This is a genomic window from Sphingomonas sp. QA11, from assembly GCF_028473665.1.
GTDB classification, from domain to species: Bacteria; Pseudomonadota; Alphaproteobacteria; order Sphingomonadales; family Sphingomonadaceae; genus Sphingomonas; species Sphingomonas phytovorans.
The window spans coordinates 929,181-951,405 of record NZ_CP098774.1; the positions used below are offsets into that span (position 1 = coordinate 929,181).

The window sequence follows — 22,225 nt, forward strand, 5'->3', positions numbered from 1 at the left end:
GAAACCGATGCCCGCGGTCACCGGCTTGGTGCTGGCGCCAATGAACGCGAAGGTCGTGTTCTTGTAGTTTCCGACAATATGATGATGCCGCCGGCAAGCCCGCAGGCAAAGGCCACCAGGAGGCCCAGCGACCAGAATTTGGCCGCATCTGTGTTGACACTGGCATCGCTGGCCCAAAGCCAGCCACCGACGAGGACTGCTGCGAGGCCAAGCGCGACTTTCATGCACATGGTGAAGATACCGAACGCGGCGGTGAATGCGGGTCTGTCGGCGGGAAGGCCGCGCTCGATTGTTTCGGTCAGCACTGCCCAGCTCAACAAGGCGACGCCGCCGCCGGCTACCCCGAACAGTATCAGCAGGAACACCACGCTAAGGCCGGCAGCACCGGCAAACCAAGGCAGGAGCAACGCCGCCGCGCCGCTTGCGACATACGCGAGGCCCAGTGCCGTACGATTGCCGATCCGCAGCGCCACCGGCGACCAGATCCAGATCGAGCCGAGCCGCCCCGTCGTTGCGAGCAGAAGGGCCGTAGGGCCGATCCCGCGGGCGACGAAATCGAGATGGAGCAACGCCTTTCCGGTCGCACCCAATCCGGCCAGCCCAAGCATAGTGGCGCCGCAATAGATCCAGAGCGCACGATTGCCGAAGGGCCCTGCTCTTTCGTCGATCGGCAGCTTGTCGCGGCTTTCGCGGTCGGCCGCGAGCAGGAAGGGCAGGGGCGCCATCAGGACGAGCGCGGCGAGCGCGATCCCGCCGGCAAGCAGAGCTACTGTGGATCGGGCGTTGTCGCTCGGGTTGAGCATGGCGACGCATACCAGCCCGATGACGAGGGCTGCGCCGGCCGAACCGATCGCCCGGATCCGTGCCGCCGGCAGATGCTGCCCGTCCGCCGCGAGCAGGCCGGTGAGGCCGTTATGCGGCACGTCGGCAAGGCTGAAGCCGGTCCTGAACAGCAGGAGCAACGTCGCCACCCACCAGGCCGAGTGCTGCGCCGCCAGCGGCAGCGCCGCGAAACCCAGCGCGCTGGCCAGGATCGCGGGCACCGACAGCAGCGGCATTCGGCGTCGCAGCCATGCCGACCGGTGCAAGGCTGCCCCTATCAGCCCGTCGCAGAGCGCGTTCCACAGGGCACTGGCGAGAAAGATCGCCCCCGCCAGCGCCGGTGGCAACGCGAGGAAACGCACCATGATATAGAGGGTGAGCGCATCTTCGCCGGCCCAGAGCAAGCTCTTGCCGACATGGACGCAGCTATAGCCGAGCAGCATCGGCAAGCCGCGTGAACCGGGCATAACGGGCAAGGCCATGCCTGCGCCGTTATCGCCCGGTGATGACAGCCCGGCGACTCTTCTCGCGATGCGGTCGGTGGTTATTTCACCGCCGGCGCCACGCGCGCGACGCTCCCGCCGGGCAAGCGGATGACATAGGGCGTGCCATAGGCGTTTCCGGCCTTCTCGAAATCGGTCGACACGACCTGCGCGCCGCTGGCGAAGGTGGCGTTGGCGCGGGTCATGTCGTTGACCTTGGCCTCATAGGTCTCGATGTCCGAGCGCGACCGCACGAGATAGCCCTTGCGGACCTCGTCGCTGATCTGGGCACCCCGCGCGAGCGCATTGTCGTCGAGGATGAAGGCGGCATAGGGCTGGCCCGGTTGCGAATCGAGAAAGGCAAGCCGGCCTTTCAGCCCTGGATGCCCGGCCAGATAGTCGGACGCGCCATCATGCCCGGTCGCGGTGATCAGCTGGAAGATGATCTTGCCCCGTGCCTGGCCCAGCGTCGGCCAATGACCCGCCAGCACAGCCTGTTCCAGCGTCGGATAGTTCCCACGCACATCGTCCGGCGTGACAAGGCTGGCGCGGCCGATCACGTCGAGGATGGTGCGATCGATCTCGTCATAGGTCGCGGCGGTGAAGGGCGGCACCTTGGACGATCCGGGCAGGATCGGCATCGACTGCACCTTGGCCTCGATCATCACGAAAATCGGGACATGGCGGGGATGGGCGTCCGACCAGGCCTTGATCTCGGCCAGGCAGCCGCGAAAGGTCGGGCAGTGGCTGCGGAAGTCGATGTCCGCCATGTGCAGCACCTTGATTCCCGGTGCTTTCATCGGCGCGGGATCGAACGGCAGCAGATCGGTGATGCCCTGCGCGCGGAGCAGGCGATAGGCGGCGGGATCGGCATAGGCGCCACCATCGGGATCGGCGTTGACGTCGATCTCGAGTCCACGCACGCCGAGGTTGAGCTGCTCGGTCAGGCTCGGGTGGCGATAGCTCAGCGCTTCCGAGAAAGTCACGTCATTGGGATGCGCGACCTGGAACTCAGCGCGCTTGTCCGCCGGCATGGCGGTCAGCAGCTTGCCCATCGAGGGCAGCCGCTGATCGAGCAGCGCGAGCACGCGCGGATCGACCCCGGCCGAATAGCTGTTGTGGGTCCCGACCACCTGGATTCGGTTGATCGGGGTCGATTCGGGTATCTCGCTCGCCTCGCGTTTTTGCTGTCCGGCGGCAGCGGCGGTGAGGGCAATGGTGGCGGTCGCCAGCACGGAGGCAAGGCGTAGGGAACGGCTGATCATGGGAAACATGCTCTCCTGAAGGCGCTGGCGGTCAGAATTTGACGTTGACGAATCCACCCACGGTCCGCCGCGCGGCGGGCGAGGTGTAGTGGAGCAGCCCGATCGCGCCGTAGATCTGCCAGCCGGTCGAGAAATAGGTGTCGAACAGGTTGCGGGCGTAGACGCCCACTTCGATCCCGTTCTTGTCACTGGCGAAGCTCAGGCGCGTATTGGCCAGGCCGTAGCCAGGCACGAATGAGTAGGATGGCTGGCCCACCACAGTCCAATAACTGCTGCGATAGGCATAATCGGCGTGCGCGCGGACACGCAGGTCGGACGAGATCGCCCGGTCGTAATCGGCCGCCGCTGTCGCCGACCAGTCGGGCGAGTTGGGCAGTCGCGTGTTCGTGTAGTTGGTGGTCGCGTTATAGACATAGTCGGTGAAGTGGGCGTCGGTGTAGGTGCCTGACGCGCTCAGGGAGAGCGACCGGCTCGGCTTGAGCGCGATCGACGCCTCGACGCCCTGGCTGCGCAGGCCGCCAGCATTGCCGATCGCGGTGGCGAGGAGGAAGCCGCCACCGCCATCCGGCACCTTGGTCAGGATGGTCGCCTGGAAGTTGGTGAAGTCCGACCGGAATATGTCGATGTTGAACCGCAGCCGGCGTCCGAACCATTCGGACTTGAGGCCGAATTCCCAGGCCTTCACCGTTTCCGGCAGATACGGATCGTAATTGTTGCCGACAAAGGCGATTCCGGCTGGTTTGTAGCCGGTCGTGAAGGTGCCGTAGATCAACGCTTCGGGCGTGATCTGGAATTGGGGCGAAACACGGAACGAGAAATTGTCGCCCTTCACCCGGCCGAACGGATAGACCGGCGCCGCGCTGGTTGCGACGAAATTGGGGGTGAAGCCCGTGATCGGTGCCGGATCGGTATAGACGTACGACAGGCTCTGCGAGTTATTATCGTGGGTGTAGCGTCCGCCCAGCGCTATCCGGAACTGTTTCGACAGATTGAGCTGCACCTGGCCGAACACCGCACCGGTCTCGTTCACCGACTTGAACAGCGAGGTGTTGCCGCTCTTCCCGATCGCACCGGTCAGCGCATAAAGCGTCTTGATGGGTACGCCGTTGGTGAAAACGGGCGCCCCAAGCGTCGCCCATTGCAGCTGGGTTTGGGTCGCTTCGAGGCGGTTGTAGAAGCCACCGAGCAGATAGGTGATCAGCCCGCCCTCGGGAGAGGCGAGATGAATCTCCTGGCTGATCTTGTCCGTGTAGAGATGGCCGTAATTATACGGAATATAGGCATATTTATCGATCGGCGTCAGGTCGGCGGGCGTGTTGTTGTTGTAGAGGGTCGAGCGATAGGCGCTGATCGAGGTGAGGTCGTGGCTGCCGATCTTCGCATGGACCCGCACCGACGCTCCCCATTCCTCGGTCTCTATCTCGCCGAATTGGCTGTCGGCGGTATCGGCGCTGCGGGGGCCGGGATAGACGCCAAGCGAATTCAGGATCGCAGTGACGGCGGCGGGCTGGCCCGACACAGGCGTGCGGACGCTGCTGTCCCAATGATGCGCATAGTCGCCCGACACCGTCACGTCGAAGCTGTCGCTGGGCTGGAGGAACAGCCGCGCCCGCCCGCCATATTCATGAGTCGAGCCAACCAGCCGGTTGAGCGTGACGTTGCGGCCGAAACCGTCCTGACCCTGATCGAACGCTGACACGCGCAATGCGGCGATCTCGCCCAGCGGAACGTTGACCGTCGCGTTGAGGATACGGTCGTTATATTGACCATAGCTTGCGCTGCCGCGGAACGAGGTGACGCCCAGCTGCGGCTGAGTGGTCGCGACCGAGATCACGCCGGAAGTCGCATTCTTGCCGAACAGCGTGCCCTGCGGTCCCATCAGCACGTCGACGCGCGCAATATCGACCATGCCGATCAGGCCGTTGGCGCGCTGTCCGTCCATCACCACATCGTCGACCACGACGCTGACCGACTTGGCGTTGGAGAAGTCGAACGAGGTGGTGCCGACGCCGCGAATCTGGAACGCTGCGCCCTGGGTCGGGTCATATTGCAGGCCCGGGGTCAGATATTGGAGATCGGTAACCGAGGTGTAGCCGGCGTTGGTGATCGCGTCGCCGGTGATCGTCTGGATCGCGACGGGCACGCGCTGGCTGTTCTCGCTGCGGCGTTGGGCGGTGACGACGATGTCGGGCAGCGCATCAGTGTCTTCGGGCGGGGTTGCGGCGAGATCGGCCAGCGCCGCGGCGGAAGCGTCGGCCGTGGTTTCCGCGCTCGCAAAGCCGGGTGACAGCATCGCGACGAGAAACGCGCCCGCCGACGCCGTGCAAAACAATCGTACGGTCGCCCTGGACTCGGTCACCATGGAAAATCCCCATCTGCTTCGTTGATGGGGAGGGCCTCTAGTGGCGGGCTGTTACGGAATTAAGTCGAATGTATGGGAACTGGTAAGTCGAGCATTTGCCTCATAAAAACGATTGTACCGTTATCCGAAATGCCGAGTTCGACCGCTGAGACACGCCGCAAAACGATCGTGCGACAGCGATCTTGGCGGTGACACGCTCGTCCGATGTGGTTGATTCCGCGCGCGGCCGAATACGGGCTGCATGCCGAAGTGCCTCGCAAAGATGCTGCCGAATCATCGTTGCGCCGAATGATTCCGCGAAAGGATTCGGCTGTCTCGTCGCGACCCGGCGCGGCTCACGGCCAGGTCGGGAACCACATCCAATATCTGAAATTTTGCGGATCGCTCAACGGCATCGCGGAGATGATCGGGTAGAAATAGGCGAACAGGCAAAAGGCCAGCACGAGGAATCGCACGTCCCAGTGCGCGTACCTGCCTCTGCCGAAATGATGGAACGCTGCTGCCAGTGGCAGTGCGAGGAAGATGCTCGACAAATAATAGTAATAGAAGAAGCCGATCGACTTCGGGATCACGATCCATATCGCATAGGAGGCGATCCACAGCCCCGCGACCGCCAGCATCCGGGCCGATCCCTCCCGTAGCCAGGCGTAAAGGCACGCGGCCACCGCGAGCAAGCCGCCCCAGAGGATCGCGGGGTTGCCGACGAAGAAAATGCCGCGCATCGCGCCGTCGACCGGTTCGTACAGGTACCAGATCGGGCGGATCATCAACGGCCAGGTCGGCCAGTTCGACTGATAGGTATGCGGCGGCAGGACCTGAGTCTGCGACGCGTACATCTGCATCTGGAATTTGACGAAGGTGTCCGCCGTCAACGGAAACCGCGCGTAATAGAAGGCGGGCAGGAAGGTCAGGCTGTAGACGGCAACGCTCACCACGCCGAGTGCCAGAAGAGCCGGCACCACGGGAAGGCCGGGCCAATAAGTCTGGTTGCCCGGGTTGAGTGCCGCGTAAATCGATCGCTTGCGGACACGCCCGTCGTGCAGCCTGACCGCGATGAAGGCGACCGCTGCATAGCCGATATACGGCGCCGCAGCCCATTTTGCCGCAACTCCCAAGCCGAGCAGCACGGCGCCCAGCAGCCAGCGTCGCCAGGTCTTGCCGGGCGGCGCGCGCATCGCCCACAGCAGCGCGGCAATGCCCGTGATGACGAACGCGGCCATGAAGCCGTCGAGCATGCCGATCCGCGCCTGGATGAATACCGTGATGTTGAGCAGCACGAACAGTGCACCGATCGTCGCGGTCCGCACCCGGCCGAACAGCATCCACAGGATCGCGAAGATGCCGAGTACCACCGCGGTCGCGGCGAAGGTCGACATGATGCGCCAGCCAAGACTGTTGTCGCCGAAGATCATCATGCCGAGCGCGATCAGTTCCTTGCCAAGCAAGGGATGCTCGATGTTCGATGGCCCGCTCAACGTCATCAGCACCCTGGCGGCGGCGACATAGTGAGTCTCGTCGAACACCAGCTTGTGCGGTGTGGTGAGTCGGAAGCTGAACAGCAATTCGGCGAGAAGGCCGATGATCGCGGCGGCGCGGTACGGGCGGGGCTGCGACTCGGCGGTCATCACCCTGCCATTCCCACTTCGGCTGCCTCCTTTCAAGAGAAGGGAGGAGAGTCGCCCATTGACGCAGGGCAATGCGTCCCGGCAAAGCGTGCCGCATGAAACGCCGTACCGGACAAGACCGCTCGATCACCAGCCACTGGCGCCCCGCAACGCAAGCCGTGCGCGGTGGCACCGCGCGTTCCGAATGGGGCGAAACGTCGGAAGCGCTCTTCCTGACATCGGGCTATGCCTATGACTGCGCGGGCGACGCCGCAGCGCGCTTCGCGGGCGAGCAGGTCGGGATGACCTATTCCCGCCTGCAGAATCCGACGGTGCAGATGCTCGAGGAGCGCATTGCGCTGCTTGAAGGTGCCGAAGCGTGCCGTTCGATGGCGACCGGCATGGCGGCGATGACGGCGGTGCTGCTCTGTCAGCTCCAGACTGGCGATCATATCGTCGCGGGCCGCGCCGCCTTTGGCTCGTGCCGCTGGCTTACCGATACGCTGCTGCCCAAATTCGGCATCGGCGTGACCATCGTCGATGCACGCGATCCGCAGCAATTCGCTGATGCGATCCGGCCCGAGACGAAGCTATTTTTCTTCGAAACACCGGCCAATCCGACGATGGACGTGGTCGACCTGAAGGCAGTCTGCGACATTGCCCGCAAGAACGGCATCCTCAGCGTCGTCGACAATGCCTTCGCCACGCCCGCGTTGCAGCGGCCGCTTGAGTTCGGCGCTGACGTGACCGCCTATTCAGCCACCAAGATGATGGACGGGCAGGGCAGGGTGCTTGCCGGTGCCGTGTGCGGAACCGAGGATTTCATCAACAACACGCTGTTGCCCTTCACCCGCAACACCGGGCCGACGCTCAGTGCGTTCAACGCCTGGGTGGTGCTCAAGGGCCTGGAGACGCTCGATCTGCGTATCCGCCGCCAGAGCGAGAACAGCCTGAGGGTCGGCGCCTTCCTTGAGACGCGCGTGCCGCGCATCCTTCATCCTGGTCTGCCCAGTCATCCGCAGCACAATCTCGCCATGGCGCAGATGGATGCGTGCGGTCCGATCTTCGCCTTCGAGGTCGAGGACCGGAAGCAGGCCCATGGCCTGCTCGATGCGCTCACCCTGGTGGATATCTCGAACAATATCGGCGACTCGCGGTCACTGATGACTCATCCCGCCTCGACCACCCATTCGGGCGTGGCCGAGGACAAGAGGCTTGAGATGGGTGTCAGCGAGGGCATGCTTCGCCTCAATGTCGGCCTGGAGGATGCGCAGGACGTGATCGACGATCTCGACGGCGCGCTCCGGGCGGTGGGGCTGTGAAGGCGCTCTTCCCCAATGTGGCGGAAACGCGCGGCGTCATCGTGCGCGTCTCGGTCAGCTATCTTCCCGAACAGTCGGAGCCGGGCCGCGGGCGCTGGTTCTGGGCCTATCATGTCCGGCTGGAGAATGAGGGGCCGATGGCGGTGCAATTGCTCACCCGTCACTGGATCATCACTGATGGTCGTGGCGCGCGCCACACTGTCGAGGGCGAGGGCGTCGTCGGCGAACAGCCACTGATCGCGCCGGGCGGCAGCTTCGACTATGTCTCCGGCTGCCCGCTCGCGACCCCGACGGGCAGCATGAAGGGCACCTATCACATGCTCGGCGAGGACGGTTCGTCCTTCGACGTCGACATTCCCAAATTCGCGCTGCTCGCGCCGGCGGTGGGGGCATGAAGCGGACGCACCTTCCACTCAACGGCCTGCGCGTGCTCGATGCGGCCGCGCGGCACCTGTCCTTCACCCGCGCCGCTGACGAACTCGCCGTCACGCCGGCGGCAGTCGGCCAGCAGATCAGGGCGCTGGAGGATACGCTCGGCGTCGTGCTGTTTCGCCGCACCACCAAGGGCCTTGAACTGACGCCCGAGGGTGAGGCTGGCCTTGCCGCGCTTCGCCACGGCTTCCTCCAGTTCGAGGAGGCAGTCCGCGCGATGCAGGCGGGGCAGACGTCGAAGTCGCTGACCATCGCCGCCCCGCGCGACCTGACCGAGAAATGGCTGATGCCGCGTCTGGCCGAGATTGCGCGCGCCGATGGTGAGCTTCGCTTCGTCCTCGTCTCCGCCGATGATGATGTCGATTTCACCGAGGCGAATCTCGATCTTGCGATCCGCTGGGGCGACGGCCCAGGGGAGCATGAGGGCGAAGCGCTCGAATCCGAAGGCATGGTGACGGTAGAGCGTCCCGGCGGCGGGATCGACACGCGCATCTCCTGGCCGGGTTGTCTCAACGATCCGGACGTCTCGCTTGTCCGTGTCGGCGACGCGGGCCTCGCGATAGATGCTGCCGCGCAGGGGCTGGGGCGCGCAACGGTGCCCGAGCTTCTTGCTTCGGCCGATCTGGCGTCGGGCCGCGTCGTCCAGATCGGCGAACCGCGACCGTCGGCGCTGGGCTATTGGATCGTCGCACCGCTGCCGCAATGGCGCCAGAAGAAGGTACGCTCGCTGGTCGACGCGCTGACCGCGTGAGCGACAGCTTCGTCAGCGAGCGGCTCGCCATGCGACCGCAGCGTCTCGAGGATGCCGAAGCCCTGCACGAAGGGTATCGGGACGAGGCGCTCATGCGCTACTGGTCGAGCGCGCCGCATGCCAACCTGGCGGAAACGTCCGACTATCTTGCCAAGGGTATCGAGGATACGGATTGGCGCGGTTGGGTGATCACGCTGCGGGAGAGCGGGGAAGTGATCGGCACGCTGGCAGCCATGCCGCACCGTGAGGGCGTAACCGAGGTCGGTTATCTGCTTCTGCGGCGGTTCTGGGGACATGGCTATGCCCGCGAGGCAGTCGCCCGGTTGCTCGATCTGCTCCTCCGGGAGGAAGGCGATCGCCGCGTGATGGCGGATGCCGATCCGGAGAATGATGCGTCCAATGCGCTGCTGAAGGATCTCGGCTTCACGCTCGAAGGCCGGCTGCGCGGCGAATGGGAAACCCATATCGGTGTCCGCGACAGCCTGATCTGGGGCCTGCTGGCCGAGGAGTGGAAGGCCCGATGACCAAGCCCGACCTGAACGACCCCGCTCAGCGGGCCGCGTACCGACGCGAACTGCAGGGCGTCGCCAAGCCTTTGCGCTATACCGGTGTGGCTTTTGCGCTGCTTGGCGCGGTGCTGGCCATCGTCCGCAGCAAATGGGCGCCGCAGATGCCGTCGGCGATCCCGATGGCCGCATTGGCGCTCGGTGTGCTCAACATGCTGGCGGCGATCGCGCTCCGCACCCGTTACCACCAGCAACGCATGCGGGACTAGGTCTCAGCGGGCCTTCTTGTAGTCCGGTCGGATGCCGGACTGGGCCCAGTATCGTGTCAGGCCGATTTCGGTTGCGAGCCGCTCGAAACGCGGGTCGGCGCGCATCGCCCCGGTGGTGGGCATGAACAGCGGAACGGTGCGGCGATCGGCGGGGCGGGTATAGCCGCCCTGCTGCTCCGTGAAGCGCACATCGCCCACCCGGAATCCGCGACCGAAGAAATAGGCGTCGGCCAGGGCGAAGGCATCATCGAGCCGTCCGAGCGCACCGGCGAACTGGATCGTGTTCTCCGCCTGACCTGCTGCCCTGCGCGCCGCCGCCATATTCATCGCTATCGCGGCGTCGATATCGGTCCTGGCGCCGCTCGCAATGGCCCGGGCGCTGGCAAGCACCAGGTCGAAATTGCCCTCGGGAATGCCGGTCGGGCGTCCGCCGCGTTCCTCGCCAAAGGCGATCGCCTCGCGCGCGCGGCCGGTATAAGTAAGCAACTGAAAGCGTGTGAACCAGACCGCATAGTGCATTGGGTATAGCGCGAAGGCATCGTCCATCGCGCGATCGGCCTCTTCGAGCCGCCCCGCCGCCCACAACAGCTGAACACGCGAATAGCTGAACCCGGGCGATGGCGCCGCGATCCTGGCAATCCGATCTGACAGGATAGCGGCCTCGGCCATGCGCCCCACCGAGGAAAGGAGGCTCGACAGCGTGCCCATGAACACTTCGCTATCCGGATGATCGGCCATTGCCTGTCTCAGCACCTGTTCGGCGGACTGCCAGTTGCCGATGCGCGGCTTGAGCGCGATCAAGGCAACCTTGGCATAGGCATTGCGGGGGTCGAGCGAGAGCGCGCGCTCGGCAGCGGCACGGGCGCGTTCTTCCATGCTGGCAATATATTCCGAGGGCCGCGTTCGCGCCGCGGCCGCATAGGCGCCTGCCAGGGCGCCCCAACCATCGGCATAATCGGGTCGTATCTCGACTGCCCGGCGAAACAGGCCGATTGCCTGGGTGATCCCTTCGGGATCGCCGTGGCTCATCGCCATGTTCGCCTGCTGCATAAACGGCGCGACGATGGCCGGCGCGGCATCACCGGACGCTCCGTGGCGCCACCACAGGATACCGCCTGCTGCCGCGACAGAAGCACCTGCCGCGCCGGCGATGATCGCGCGTCGCGTCGGTAATCGAGGGCTCGACGGCCGAACCCCCTTCATTGCGGGCACCGACAGGCTTGCAGGGTGTGCGCCTTCGACGATCAGGCGATAACCGACCTTGGTCACGGTCTCGATGCGGAATCGGCCCCCGCCGATGCCTTCGGCAAGGCGTCGCAGCCGGGAGATCACCCGGTTGATCGCATCTTCGCCGACGACGCGCCCGTCCCAGCAGCTCCGGGTCAGGTCGTCACGCGAGAGTGTCGCTCCCTTCGCCCGGGCGAGGGCGACGAGCACCTGCATCACGCGGGGCTCGACCACTTCGCGTGTGCCGTCTGTTCCCACGATCTCGCGCGTGCCCGGCTCGACGGAAAGAGTGCCGAGCGCAAATGTCGGCTCATGTGCCAGGTCGATTCGATCGGCTGAAACCAAGCTTCTCCCCCCACCATCGGTATTTCATCGGTGAATGATCAGGCCTTCATCACCTGCTCATCCTCTCGATCAGACCTGCTTCCTGTCATGTATCCGGCATCGAGGCGGCTCGGTCTCGCCAGCCGCCATCCGAACGGAAGCCATCATGCACAAGCTCTTTATCGCCGCCAGCGCGGCCTTTGCCACCCTTGCCCTCGGCCCCGCCAATGCAGGCGACAGAAGCTGGAAGGTCGGCAACTACCAATATCACCTCTATTATGGCGAGCTCGACATGAACAGCGCTGCAGGTCGGGCGACGATGCTCGGGCGGGTCGCCAGGGCAGCGGGCAAGCTCTGCGCCGAGCGCCTCGACCGCAACGAATGCGTTGCTGCGACGATCGAGCAGGCAACCCGCGCAAAGGGCGGCACGTCGCTGAAGCTCGCCCTGAGCGAACGCGATGCGGTGCACTACGCCGCGCGCTGATCATCTTGTCCGAAAAGGAGGATGGCGGGTCATTTACCCTTTGAGGCGCCGTCCTCCCGAACCTCCCTCCCCGCAAGGGGAGGGTTTTTTCTTCAGCCTGGAACGAATCGCCGGAGATCAGGCGTCGATCGCGTCCTCGTCCATCCGTGCGGCGTTTTCCTGGATGAAGGCAAAGCGGTGCGCCGGGTTGTTGCCCATCAACCGGTCGACCAGATCCTTCACCACCGCGCGTTCCTCATATTCCTGGGGAAGGGTGATGCGCAGCATGCCGCGTGTCTTTGGGTCCATCGTCGTCTCGCGCAGCTGCATCGGGTTCATCTCGCCGAGGCCCTTGAAGCGCGCGACATCGACCTTCTTGCCCTTGAACTCCTTCGCCTCGATCGCCGCGCGGTGCGCGTCATCCATCGCGTAGAGGCTCTTGGTGCCGGCCGTCAGACGATAGAGCGGCGGCTGGGCGAGATAGAGGTGCCCGCGCCTGACGAGCTCGGGCATCTCCTGGAAGAAGAAGGTCATCAGCAATGTCGCGATATGCGCCCCGTCGACATCGGCGTCAGTCATGATGACGATGCGTTCGTACCGCAGATTGTCCGGGATGCAGTCCTTGCGCGTACCGCAGCCGAGCGCCTGGATCAGGTCGGCAATCTCCTGATTGGCGAGAATCTTGGCCGAGGTTGCCGAGGCGACGTTAAGTATCTTACCGCGGATCGGTAGAATTGCCTGGGTCTTGCGGTCACGCGCCTGCTTGGCCGAGCCGCCCGCCGAATCGCCCTCGACGATGAAGATCTCGGTACCTTTGGGATCGTCGGCCGAACAATCGGTGAGCTTGCCGGGCAGGCGCAGCTTGCGCGCTGAGGTGGCGGTCTTGCGCTTGACCTCGCGCTCCTGCTTGCGACGCAGGCGCTCGTCCATCCGCTCGAGTACATAGCCGAGCAGTGCCTTGCCCCGTTCCATATTGTTGCTGAGGAAATGGTCGAAATGGTCGCGCACCGCCTTTTCGACCAGCACCGCCGCCTCGGGCGAGGTGAGTCGGTCCTTGGTCTGGCTCTGGAATTGCGGCTCGCGGATGAAGACGGAGAGCATCAGCTCGCTGCCGGTCATCACATCCTCGGCAGCAATTTCCTTGGCCTTCTTCTGGCCGACCAGATCGCCGAAAGCGCGCATGCCCTTGACCAGCGCCGCACGCAGGCCGGCCTCGTGTGTGCCGCCGTCTGGCGTCGGGATGGTGTTGCAATACCAGCTATAGGAGCCGTCGCTCCACAGCGGCCAGGCGACGGCCCATTCGACCCGGCCCTTCGAGTCGGCGAATTCCTGGTTGCCGGTGAAGAAATCGGTGGTGGCGCATTCGCGCACGCCGATCTGCTCGCGTAGATGGTCGGCAAGGCCGCCGGGGAACTGGAACACTGCCTCGGACGGCGTATCGTCCGAAATCAGTTCGGGCGCGCATTTCCAGCGGATTTCGACGCCGGCGAACAGATAGGCCTTGGAGCGCGCCAGCTTGTAGAGGCGCGCTGGCTTGAAGAGCAGTTCCGGGCCGAAGATCTCGTCGTCCGGCACGAAGCTGACCGAGGTGCCGCGCCGGTTGGGCGTGCCGCCGAGCGATTCGAGCGGACCGAGCGTGACGCCGCGGGAGAATCGCTGGCGGAACAATTCCTTGTTGCGGGCGACTTCGACGGTCGTGTCGGACGACAAGGCGTTGACGACGCTGACACCGACACCGTGCAGGCCGCCCGAGGTAGCATAAGCCTTGCCGTCGAACTTGCCCCCCGAATGCAGCATCGACATGATCACTTCGAGCGCTGACTTGCCCGGGAATTTCGGATGCGGGTCGACCGGCATGCCACGTCCGTTGTCGACAATGGTCAGCCGGTTGCCTGGTTCGAGCGACACTTCGATTCGCGTGGCATGACCTGCAACCGCTTCGTCCATCGCATTGTCGAGCACCTCGGCTGCGAGATGATGCAGTGCTCGCTCGTCGGTGCCGCCGATATACATGCCGGGCCGCCGCCGGACAGGCTCGAGCCCTTCCAGCACCTCGATCGACGAGGCATCATAATCGGTCGAGGTCGTGGAGCTTGAAGCGAACAGGTCGTTGGACATGGAGGAGCTATACGAGCGCGGGAGTCAGGGGTGCAAGAGCGGGCCTATGTCCGACTGCTGCAGCGGATTTTGCGCGGGAATAGATTTGTAAGTAAATGTTTCTATGTGTGGTAATTAAGCAACAATACTTCTTGCAAATGAAAGAACCCTGCATCGAAATCGATCGCTCGTTCGTAGCACTCCCGCCACGCAATCAGGGAGTATAAGATGCGCAGCCAGTTCCTTATCGCAGTTTCTTCGTCCATCGCGGCTCTCGCTATCGCCAGCCCGGCGATAGCGCAGACAGAAGAAAAGCCTTTCGATGGCGTTTATATAGGTGCGAGCGTCGGATATGACATGCAGTCGAGCGACCGCGGGTCGACAATCCTGTTCGACCGTGATCTTAACGGAAGTTTCGGCGACACAGTCACTACTTCGGGCGGCGCCAATGCCTTCAGCCCAGGCTTCTGCAGCGGCCGCGCCCGGACCTCCGCACCGCTGGACGGCTGCGTCAACGACAAGGATGGGATCAGCTATTCGGCGCGCGTCGGCTTCGACAAGCAGTTCGGATCGATCGTCGCCGGCCTGGTCGGCGAGTTCGGCAAGAGCGAAGTACGCGACAGCGTGTCCGCCTATAGCACGACGCCGGCACGCTATTCGATGACGCGTGAGGTCGACTGGAACGCCAATCTTCGCGCCCGGCTCGGTTACGCCGCCAACACCACGCTGTTCTACGCGACCGGCGGCGGCGCCTATGCGCGGGTCGACTCCACTTTCCAGACCAGCAACACCGCCAATTCCTTCACCGGACGCGGCAAGCGCGGCGCCTGGGGCTTTGTCGCCGGCGGCGGTATTGAGCAGAAGCTTAGCCCCAGCTTCTCGGTCGGGTTGGAATATCTGTTCAATCAATACAAGGACGATGACTATGTCGTCCGCGCCGGGCCGGGCACCGCTCCTATGACCAACCCGTTCCTGCTGGGTAATGCCAACGGCACGGACTTCATCCGCAGCGACGACAAGTTCCGCTGGCACAGCGTGCGCGCGACAGCGGCTTTCCGCTTCTGAAACGACAATGGGCCGGGCCACCCCATCAGGTGACCCGGCCTATGGTTGCCGATCCGTCGGCGATCAGCGGACGCGCGGGCCGCCAAAGGGCAGGGGCGGCGGCGGACGGCGATCGCGTCGGGGGAGCTGCGCCTGATAAGCATGGCCGCAATGCGCGACACAATAGGGGAAGCCCGGGTTCACCTTGTCGCCGCAGAAGTGGAAATCGGGTTCGCCGGGATGGCCGAGCGGCCATTTGCAGATCTTGTCGTTGAGATCGAGCAGGGTCGTCTTGCCCGCCATGTCGGCCGAGGGCTTAGCGGGAACGAGCCGGCGTGGAGGCGCCGGAGTGATCGGGGCCTGCTGCTCACCAGGGGCCTGGCGCAGGAATCCGCCAGGGCCGACCGAGCGCATGATGGGCTGCGGAGCAGCGGCGACGGGTGCCGCGACGACTTCGACCTCGCTGTCGGTATCGTCGTCATCCTCTTCCTCGTCGATCTCGACCTTGGCGGCGATCGGCGTCGGAGCGGGAGCAGGCTGTGCGGCGCGCTCCGGCGCCTTGGGCGGAGCGGGCTTGGGTTCCGGCGTCGCAGTGGCTGCAGCAGCCTTGGCATCAGGTTCGTTCGGCTTAACGGGCGACGGGCGCGATTGCAGGCCGAGACGATGCGCCTTGCCGATCACCGCATTACGGCTGACGCCGCCCAGTTCCTCGGCAATCTGGCTGGCCGTCTGGCCAGCTTCCCACATCTTCCTAAGCGTATCGATTCGCTCGTCGGTCCAGGCCATCTTTATTCCTCAAGTCGCATTGCCGGGTTGCGGGCGGCGGCGGCAGCTATTAGCGCGTCCGCAATGAGCAGCCAGCCCCCAATCGGCGAAATCCAGTCGTCGGTGATGAACGCCCCTGGCGTTCCCGTGATCAGGAACGTCAATTGGGGCGGTCTTCGCACGCTCTATATCAAGGAGGTGCGCCGTTTCTTCAAGGTGCAGCTTCAAACGATATGGGCGCCGGCGATCACGACGCTCCTCTTTCTGATCATTTTCACCGTCGCGACGGGTGGAAAGCGCCCGGTGCATGTCGGCGGAGTCGATGTGCCCTTCGCCGATTTCATCGCGCCGGGGCTGATCGTGATGGGCATGCTGCAGAACGCGTTCGCCAATGCGAGCTTCTCGTTGCTGGTCGGCAAGATCCAGGGAACGATCGTCGATTATCTCATGCCGCCGCTGTCGACTGCCGAACTGCTCGTCGCGATGGTCGGCGGCGCGGTGACGCGCGCTTTGTGCGTGGGACTGACAGTCTGGCTGGCGATGGCGCTATGGCCGGGCGTTCATGTCACGCCGACGCATCCGATCGCTATCCTCTGGTTCGGACTGCTCGGCGCCGTATTCCTCGCGCTGATCGGTATCCTCACCTCGATCTGGGCGGAAAAATTCGATCATGCGGCGGCGGTGCAGAATTTCTTCATCGCGCCGCTGACGTTGCTCTCCGGCACCTTCTATTCGGTCGATCATCTGGCCCCGGCATTCCGCATCTTCAGCCATATCAACCCGTTCTTCTATGTCATTTCGGGTTTCCGTTACGGGTTCCTCGGCACCGCCGATTCACCGGTGATGCTTGGCGGCATCGTCATCCTGGTGATCGATGTGGTGCTCGGCCTGCTGTGCTACAGCCTGCTGCGGAGCGGCTGGAAGCTGAAGAACTAGGGCCTAGACCCAGCCTTCGAGTACCTGGTCCGGCGGGCGATGTCCGTCGGCCCACATCCGGATATTGGCGATTACCTTCTCGCCCATCGCCATCCGGCCCTCATAGGTCGCCGATCCCATATGGGGGATCATCATGACGTTGGGCAGCGCGAGCAGCCGGGGATCGATTTCCGGCTCGAATTTCCATACGTCCAGACCCGCCCCTGCAAGCCGGCCATTCTCCAGCGCTTCGATCAGCGCGTCCTCGTCGACGATGCCGCCGCGCGCCGTGTTGATGATGCAGGCGGTCGGACGCATCAGTGCCAGCCGGCGCGCATCGATCATGTTTTCGCTGTCGGCGTTGCGCGGCGTATGGATCGTCAGGATGTCGGTCGCCTGGAGCAAGCCGTCGAGCGTGTCGTGCCACGTCGCGCCGAACTCGGCTTCGACCGTCTCGGGCAGGCGGTGGCGGTTATGGTAATGGATCGACAGGCCAAAGGCGCGCGCGCGCCGGGCAACCGCACGGCCGATGCGGCCCATGCCGGCGATGCCAAGCGCTTTGCCGCCAATGCGATGTCCGAGCATCCCGCTTGGCGCCCAGCCCTTCCAGGCGCCGTCACGCACCAGCTTCTCGCCCTCGCCGAGGCGACGCGGCACGGACAGGATCAGCGCCATCGTGATGTCGGCGGTATCCTCGGTCAGGACGCCGGGTGTGTTGGTGACGACGATGCCGCGCGCCCGCGCCGCCTTCAGGTCGATATGGTTCACGCCTGCGCCGAAATTGGCGATCAGCTTCAACCGCGCGCCCGCACCCTCGATCAGCGCCGCATCGATGGTGTCGGTGACGGTCGGTACGAACACGTCGCAATCGGCCATCGCGCCGGCGAGGCGCGCGCGGTCCATCGGCACGTCACCACGATTGTTCGTTGTGTCGAACAATTGCTCCATCCGCTCCATCACCGTATCGGCGAGCTCGCGGGTGACGATCACCCGGGGCGTTGGCACTTTCGGATTCGGGGCGCGTCTCATTTCGGGCATGAATAAGGCTTGGCGAAGCCTTCTGCCCTCGTCAACGGTGGTTGAAGCCAGCCCGACGAACAGGGTAAACCAAATCCGATCGGAGGAAGACCAGATATGCGTTTCGGGACGACTATCGTGCTTGCGGCAGCGGCTGCCAGCCTGGCCGCGACCGCCGTCGCGCCTGCGCTCGCTGCACTCGTCCAGAAAAAGACGCCCTATTTCGCCTCGATCTCCGCGAGCAAGGCCCGGATGCGCACCGGGCCGGGCAGGACCTATCCGGCGAGCTGGCTCTATCAGCGTGCTGACCTGCCGGTGAAGGTGATCGATATCTACGATCGCGGCGCCTGGATAAAGGTGGAGGACCCGGGGGGAACCCAGGGCTGGATGATGGGCAAGCTGATTAGCGATACCCGAACCGGGCTCGTGATGGGCACCATCGCCGAACTGCGCGATTCGCCGCGTTATGGTGGCCGGGTGACGTGGCGGGTCGAGCCCGGCGTGGTCGGCCGGCTGAGCAAATGCGCGCGGGGCTGGTGCCATTTCGACGTGCGCGGGCGTGGCGGCTATGTCGAGGCGAATCATTTATGGGGTGTGGCGACGGACGAGACGCTGGGCTGATTTACGCCATGCAGATCATACGTGACGATGTGACGCATCCGGACGTCATCGCGCTGCTCGAATTCCACCTGCGCGCCGCCTTCGAGAATTCGCCGCCCGGAAGCGTGTTCGCGCTTGACCTGACTGGTCTGCGCCATCCCTCCATTACCTTGTGGTCGGCGTGGGACGGCGCGGCTCTGCTTGGCCTCGCCGCCCTCAAGCAGCTCGATACGGCGCATGGCGAACTGAAATCGATGCGCACCGCGCCCGCTCATTTGCGCCGTGGCGTAGCGGCGACGATGCTTGATCACCTGATCGAGGAAGGCCGGGCGCGTGGCTACAAGCGATTGAGCCTGGAGACGGGATCAAACCCGCCCTTCGCGCCGGCAAGGGCACTGTATGAGCGGGCGGGGTTCGTCCCGTGCGGACCGTTCGCGGATTATGTCGATACCGATTTCAGCCGCTACTATGTGCTGACGCTCTGACCCTCCCTTTTGGGGAGGCTCAGTTCATCAACTCCACTGCCATCGCGGTCGCCTCGCCACCGCCGATGCACAGCGACGCGATGCCGCGCTTGCCGCCCGTCGTCTGCAATGCGGAGAGGAGGGTTGCGAGGACTCGTGCGCCCGAAGCGCCGATCGGATGACCGAGCGCACAGGCGCCGCCATGAATATTCAGCCTGTCATGGCTGATCCCGAGATCGCGCATCGCGATCATCGCGACGACGGCGAAAGCTTCGTTGACCTCGAACAGGTCGACTTCGTCCGCCGACCAGCCGGCCTTCTCCAGCGTCTTGCGCATCGCAAAGACAGGCGCGGTGGTGAACAGCGATGGCGCATGAGCATGGGCACCATGCGCGATGATGCGGGCGATCGGATCAAGGCCAAGCTTCTCCGCGATCGATGCGCGTGTCAGCACCAGAGCGGCGGCGCCGTCCGAGATTGAGGACGCGTTAGCCGCGGTGATCGTGCCGTCCTTCGAGAAAGCTGGCTTCAGCGTGGGAATCTTCGAAGCATCGCCCTTGGCCGGCTGTTCGTCCTGGGTCACCTGGGTAGGACCCTTGCGGCCGGCGATTTCGATAGGGACGATTTCCCGGTCGAACGCGCCAGACTTCTGGGCCTTCTGCGCGCGCTCAAGCGAGGCAATCGCGAAATCGTCCATCTGCGTGCGGGTGAACTGGTAATCGGCCGCGGTGTCCTCGGCGAAATTGCCCATCAGCTTGCCTGGCTCGTACGCGTCTTCGAGCCCGTCGAGATACATGTGATCCATCAGCCGGTCATGACCGATCCGGGCGCCGCCGCGATGCCGCATCGACAGATAGGGCGCGTTGGTCATGCTCTCCATGCCGCCCGCGACGATCAGGTCCGCCGAACCCGCCGCCAGCGCATCTGCCGCCATGATCGCTGCCTGCATGCCCGATCCGCACATCTTGTTGACCGTCGTCGCCTCGATATGGTTCGGTAGGCCTGCCTTCAGCGCAGCCTGGCGGGCAGGGGCCTGCCCAAGTCCGGCCGGCAGCACGCAACCCATATAGATCCGCTCGATCGCCTCGCCTGAGAGCCCGGCGCGCTCGACCGCGCCGCCCACTGCAGTCGCACCGAGTTCGGTCGCCGTCGCGCCGGCGAGCGATCCCTGGAAGCTGCCCATCGGCGTGCGGGCATAGGACAGGATGACGATCGGATCGGCGGACATGCTTTTGCTCCGGTTGGGAGAAGAAGCCGGCGATCTAGGCGCGCGCGCGCGCGATTACAAACCGGCTCAGTGCAGCACGGCACTGCGATTTTGCAGGGCGGCGCTTGCCGGTGTTCGAAGAAATATCATGCGCCCCGACGAAGGGAGGGCAGCCAGGGAACGATCGTGATGGGCGTTGCGCGCGTTGACATTCACCTTTCCAACTGGGCCCCGGCCTTCGCCGGAGAAGAGGAAAGTTTGAGCGACGCAGTTCTGCTCAGTCCTTGAAGAAACGCTCGATGACGCTGTGTGCGATGCGTGCCGGGCGCAGCGTTTCGGCGTCGATGCAGCACCAGCTCGACTTCACCTCAGCCAGCACCTCTTCGCCGCGCTTGATGATCGTCTCGTAGAAAGCGCGGGCGCCCTGGACCTTTTCGAGCAGGACGGTCGCGATGACGTCGTCGTCGAGAAAGGTCGGCTTGCGATAGGTGATCTCGTGTTTCAGCGCGACCCAGAGGTGGCTGGCGACCGCGTCAGCCGGGGCGAAACGCTGCCAATGGTTGATCACCGCTTCCTGAACCCATTTCAGATAGCTGGCATTATTCACATGCCCCATGAAATCGATGTCGGCCGCATCGATCGCGATGGCATAACTGTGCGAGGCATATTCGGGTTTGACCATGTTTTACCTTAACGTGAACGGCAAGTTTTGGCGAGAGCGAAGCACTGGTGTTAACCGCATTCCGTCGCGTCGCAACTTCGGCATGACGCGAGCGGGGCGGCAGCGTATCGCAGCGGCATGGAAATACTGGTCACCAGCCTCAAATGGTTTGCCTCCGGCAGCGGGATGATCGCCGCGGCGATGGTGTCGCTCGATCTCGGGCGAAAAGTTACCGGCTGGGGCTTCGTTCTCTTCCTCGCCTCGTCGATCGCCTGGATCGCTGGCTCGGTGCTGACGAAGGATTTCGCGCTCGGCACCCAGAATATCGTGCTGTTCGGGATCAACCTTTTCGGTGTCTATCGCTATCTCATCCGCAAGAAGCCCAATGGTTGATCCCTGGGTCTGGCCAGTCGCGCTCGGTATCCTGGGCGCGGTGATCGGCAGCTTCCTCGCCACCCTGGTGATCCGCTGGCCACAGGACCGGTCGGTCCTGAAGGGACGGTCGCATTGCGATGGCTGCGATGTCGTCCTGGCCCCGCGCGATCTGATCCCGCTATTCAGCGCAGCCCTGGCGCGCGGGCGATGCCGCCATTGCGCCGCGCCGATCGATCCGCTCCACTGGCAGATAGAATTCGCTGCGCTTGGTATCGGGGTGGTCGCCGGGCTGGTTGTGCCCGGTCCCGCTGCCCTGGCCGGGTCGGTGTTCGGCTGGCTGCTTCTCACGCTCGCCGCGCTTGATGTCACCGAGTTCTGGTTGCCCGATCGACTCACCCTCACGCTCGCGCTTGCTGGGCTGGTGGCAGGTGCCGTCGGGGTCGAGCCTGCGCTTGCCGACCGACTGAACGGGGGCGTCGGCGGCTTCGGGGCGCTCTGGCTGATCGGCTTTGCCTATAAACGACTTCGCGGCCGGGAAGGGCTGGGCGGGGGCGATCCGAAGCTGCTGGGCGCGATCGGCCTGTGGCTCGGCTGGCGGATGCTGCCGGCGGTCCTGCTCCTGGCTGCGCTGACCGGCCTGGCGCTGGTCTTGGTGGGGATGGTCCGCGGCCGTGCTGCGAAGCTGGATGATCGGGTGCCGTTCGGCGCGCTGCTTGCGATCGCTGCTTACCCGGCCTGGCTGTTCCTGTTAGGATCGGCCGGATGATGCGTTTCGCGATCCTGCCGTTGCTGCTCGCCGGAGCCGCCTCCGCACAGACTCCGCCACCGGCTTCGATCGACGGCCTGCCGATCGGTGCGATCCCGGCCCAGGCGATGCCCGCGACCGGCTGTGCCGCATTCCTGTGGACTGCGACCGGCAGCCGGACTCTGGTCGCGATGGCGGGTGCCGATTCTGCGCAGTTGCGCGTGTCGATCGGCGGGACGCTGACTGATCTGCCGCGCACCGAGCAGCATGATGCCGGGGGCTTCGGTTTTGCCGGCGTGACTCAATACCAGGCGGGCGACGTTACCGCGGTCCTGACCATGTCGATCGAGACGCGCGGTGACCTGAAGGACGGTGCGTCCGTGCCGGAGGCAACGCTCAGGATCGACCGTACGGGGCAGGACAGCATCGTGGTGCCGCTGGCGGGACTTGTCGGTTGCGCGACATAGCATAGGCTGCGCTATATTGATCGGCGGGCAGGGGAGAGA

At 64.4% G+C, this 22,225-nt stretch carries 23 protein-coding genes; 13 read left to right on the plus strand and 10 right to left on the minus strand.

The features are described from left to right. Positions 1 to 17: 17 nt before the first annotated feature. The 4 genes from NDN01_RS04320 to NDN01_RS04335 form a co-directional block, all read right to left on the minus strand. A complete protein-coding gene (locus tag NDN01_RS04320; protein WP_272626104.1) occupies positions 18 to 1,304 on the minus strand; it encodes an MFS transporter in 1,287 nt (428 codons plus the stop codon). Positions 1,305 to 1,366: 62 nt separating this feature from the next. Continuing rightward, a complete protein-coding gene (locus NDN01_RS04325) occupies positions 1,367 to 2,569 on the minus strand; it encodes a Ca2+-dependent phosphoinositide-specific phospholipase C (RefSeq protein ID WP_272626105.1) in 1,203 nt (400 codons plus the stop codon). A 31-nt stretch (positions 2,570 to 2,600) separates the two neighbouring features. Next, positions 2,601 to 4,931 carry a TonB-dependent receptor gene (locus tag NDN01_RS04330; protein ID WP_272626106.1) on the minus strand — a complete coding sequence of 777 codons (2,331 nt, stop codon included), beginning with the start codon at positions 4,929 to 4,931 and terminating at the stop codon, positions 2,601 to 2,603. A gap of 335 nt (positions 4,932 to 5,266) precedes the next feature. Next, positions 5,267 to 6,556, minus strand: a complete 1,290-nt coding sequence (locus NDN01_RS04335) for a glycosyltransferase family 39 protein (protein WP_272626108.1) — start codon at positions 6,554 to 6,556, stop codon at positions 5,267 to 5,269. A 95-nt stretch (positions 6,557 to 6,651) separates the two neighbouring features. Here NDN01_RS04335 and NDN01_RS04340 point away from each other — a divergent pair, with 95 nt between their 5' ends. Genes NDN01_RS04340 through NDN01_RS04360 form a run of 5 tightly spaced genes read left to right on the plus strand, consistent with a single transcriptional unit; the run spans position 6,652 to position 9,815 of the window. Then, positions 6,652 to 7,857 carry a trans-sulfuration enzyme family protein gene (locus NDN01_RS04340; RefSeq protein WP_272626110.1) on the plus strand — a complete coding sequence of 402 codons (1,206 nt, stop codon included), beginning with the start codon at positions 6,652 to 6,654 and terminating at the stop codon, positions 7,855 to 7,857. Continuing rightward, a complete protein-coding gene (apaG, locus tag NDN01_RS04345) occupies positions 7,854 to 8,252 on the plus strand; it encodes a Co2+/Mg2+ efflux protein ApaG (RefSeq protein WP_272626111.1) in 399 nt (132 codons plus the stop codon). Before NDN01_RS04340 ends, apaG begins: the two co-directional genes overlap by 4 nt. Continuing rightward, a complete protein-coding gene (locus NDN01_RS04350; RefSeq protein ID WP_272626112.1) occupies positions 8,249 to 9,040 on the plus strand; it encodes a LysR family transcriptional regulator in 792 nt (263 codons plus the stop codon). The genes apaG and NDN01_RS04350 overlap by 4 nt, the downstream gene beginning before the upstream one ends. Further along, entirely contained in the window at positions 9,037 to 9,564 is a 528-nt protein-coding gene (locus tag NDN01_RS04355; RefSeq protein WP_272626113.1) for a GNAT family N-acetyltransferase, read from the plus strand. The genes NDN01_RS04350 and NDN01_RS04355 overlap by 4 nt, the downstream gene beginning before the upstream one ends. Continuing rightward, a complete protein-coding gene (locus NDN01_RS04360; RefSeq protein WP_272626114.1) occupies positions 9,561 to 9,815 on the plus strand; it encodes a hypothetical protein in 255 nt (84 codons plus the stop codon). Before NDN01_RS04355 ends, NDN01_RS04360 begins: the two co-directional genes overlap by 4 nt. A gap of 3 nt (positions 9,816 to 9,818) precedes the next feature. Here NDN01_RS04360 and NDN01_RS04365 read toward each other — a convergent pair whose 3' ends face one another. Continuing rightward, positions 9,819 to 11,387, minus strand: a complete 1,569-nt coding sequence (locus NDN01_RS04365) for a winged helix-turn-helix domain-containing protein (RefSeq protein ID WP_272626115.1) — start codon at positions 11,385 to 11,387, stop codon at positions 9,819 to 9,821. A 145-nt stretch (positions 11,388 to 11,532) separates the two neighbouring features. Here NDN01_RS04365 and NDN01_RS04370 point away from each other — a divergent pair, with 145 nt between their 5' ends. After that, positions 11,533 to 11,850, plus strand: coding sequence for a UrcA family protein (locus NDN01_RS04370; RefSeq protein ID WP_272626116.1), 318 nt, complete (start codon positions 11,533 to 11,535; stop codon positions 11,848 to 11,850). A 117-nt stretch (positions 11,851 to 11,967) separates the two neighbouring features. Here the strand turns inward: NDN01_RS04370 and parE are convergent, their stop codons facing one another. After that, positions 11,968 to 13,947, minus strand: coding sequence for a DNA topoisomerase IV subunit B (parE, locus tag NDN01_RS04375; RefSeq protein ID WP_272626118.1), 1,980 nt, complete (start codon positions 13,945 to 13,947; stop codon positions 11,968 to 11,970). Positions 13,948 to 14,154: 207 nt separating this feature from the next. On the opposite strand from parE, the gene NDN01_RS04380 reads away from it, so the two are divergent. Continuing rightward, positions 14,155 to 14,991, plus strand: a complete 837-nt coding sequence (locus NDN01_RS04380) for an outer membrane protein (RefSeq protein ID WP_272626119.1) — start codon at positions 14,155 to 14,157, stop codon at positions 14,989 to 14,991. A 63-nt stretch (positions 14,992 to 15,054) separates the two neighbouring features. On the opposite strand, the gene NDN01_RS04385 is transcribed toward NDN01_RS04380, so the two are convergent. After that, positions 15,055 to 15,756 carry a GcrA family cell cycle regulator gene (locus NDN01_RS04385; RefSeq protein WP_272626121.1) on the minus strand — a complete coding sequence of 234 codons (702 nt, stop codon included), beginning with the start codon at positions 15,754 to 15,756 and terminating at the stop codon, positions 15,055 to 15,057. Between the two features lie 63 nt (positions 15,757 to 15,819). On the opposite strand from NDN01_RS04385, the gene NDN01_RS04390 reads away from it, so the two are divergent. Continuing rightward, the gene (locus NDN01_RS04390; RefSeq protein ID WP_272626123.1) at positions 15,820 to 16,671 is read left to right on the plus strand and encodes an ABC transporter permease; all 852 of its coding nucleotides are present in this window, start codon (positions 15,820 to 15,822) and stop codon (positions 16,669 to 16,671) included. Between the two features lie 3 nt (positions 16,672 to 16,674). On the opposite strand, the gene NDN01_RS04395 is transcribed toward NDN01_RS04390, so the two are convergent. Further along, positions 16,675 to 17,679: a 2-hydroxyacid dehydrogenase gene (locus NDN01_RS04395; protein WP_443025193.1), complete on the minus strand. Its 1,005-nt coding sequence runs from the start codon at positions 17,677 to 17,679 to the stop codon at positions 16,675 to 16,677. Between the two features lie 105 nt (positions 17,680 to 17,784). Between NDN01_RS04395 and NDN01_RS04400 the strand changes: the two genes are divergently transcribed. Further along, the gene (locus NDN01_RS04400) at positions 17,785 to 18,288 is read left to right on the plus strand and encodes an SH3 domain-containing protein (RefSeq protein WP_272626125.1); all 504 of its coding nucleotides are present in this window, start codon (positions 17,785 to 17,787) and stop codon (positions 18,286 to 18,288) included. A gap of 8 nt (positions 18,289 to 18,296) precedes the next feature. After that, a complete protein-coding gene (locus NDN01_RS04405) occupies positions 18,297 to 18,752 on the plus strand; it encodes a GNAT family N-acetyltransferase (RefSeq protein ID WP_272626126.1) in 456 nt (151 codons plus the stop codon). 19 nt (positions 18,753 to 18,771) lie between these two features. On the opposite strand, the gene NDN01_RS04410 is transcribed toward NDN01_RS04405, so the two are convergent. Then, positions 18,772 to 19,959, minus strand: coding sequence for an acetyl-CoA C-acyltransferase (locus NDN01_RS04410; RefSeq protein ID WP_272626127.1), 1,188 nt, complete (start codon positions 19,957 to 19,959; stop codon positions 18,772 to 18,774). A 256-nt stretch (positions 19,960 to 20,215) separates the two neighbouring features. Then, positions 20,216 to 20,620 carry an acyl-CoA thioesterase gene (locus NDN01_RS04415; protein WP_272626128.1) on the minus strand — a complete coding sequence of 135 codons (405 nt, stop codon included), beginning with the start codon at positions 20,618 to 20,620 and terminating at the stop codon, positions 20,216 to 20,218. Between the two features lie 117 nt (positions 20,621 to 20,737). Here NDN01_RS04415 and NDN01_RS04420 point away from each other — a divergent pair, with 117 nt between their 5' ends. Genes NDN01_RS04420 through NDN01_RS04430 form a run of 3 tightly spaced genes read left to right on the plus strand, consistent with a single transcriptional unit; the run spans position 20,738 to position 22,186 of the window. Continuing rightward, complete coding sequence (locus tag NDN01_RS04420; protein WP_272626129.1) at positions 20,738 to 20,992, plus strand: hypothetical protein; 255 nt, start codon at positions 20,738 to 20,740, stop codon at positions 20,990 to 20,992. Next, positions 20,985 to 21,740, plus strand: coding sequence for a prepilin peptidase (locus NDN01_RS04425; RefSeq protein WP_272626130.1), 756 nt, complete (start codon positions 20,985 to 20,987; stop codon positions 21,738 to 21,740). Before NDN01_RS04420 ends, NDN01_RS04425 begins: the two co-directional genes overlap by 8 nt. After that, positions 21,737 to 22,186 (plus strand): hypothetical protein, encoded by a 450-nt coding sequence (locus NDN01_RS04430; protein ID WP_272626132.1) that lies wholly within the window; start codon positions 21,737 to 21,739, stop codon positions 22,184 to 22,186. Before NDN01_RS04425 ends, NDN01_RS04430 begins: the two co-directional genes overlap by 4 nt. Positions 22,187 to 22,225: the final 39 nt, after the last annotated feature.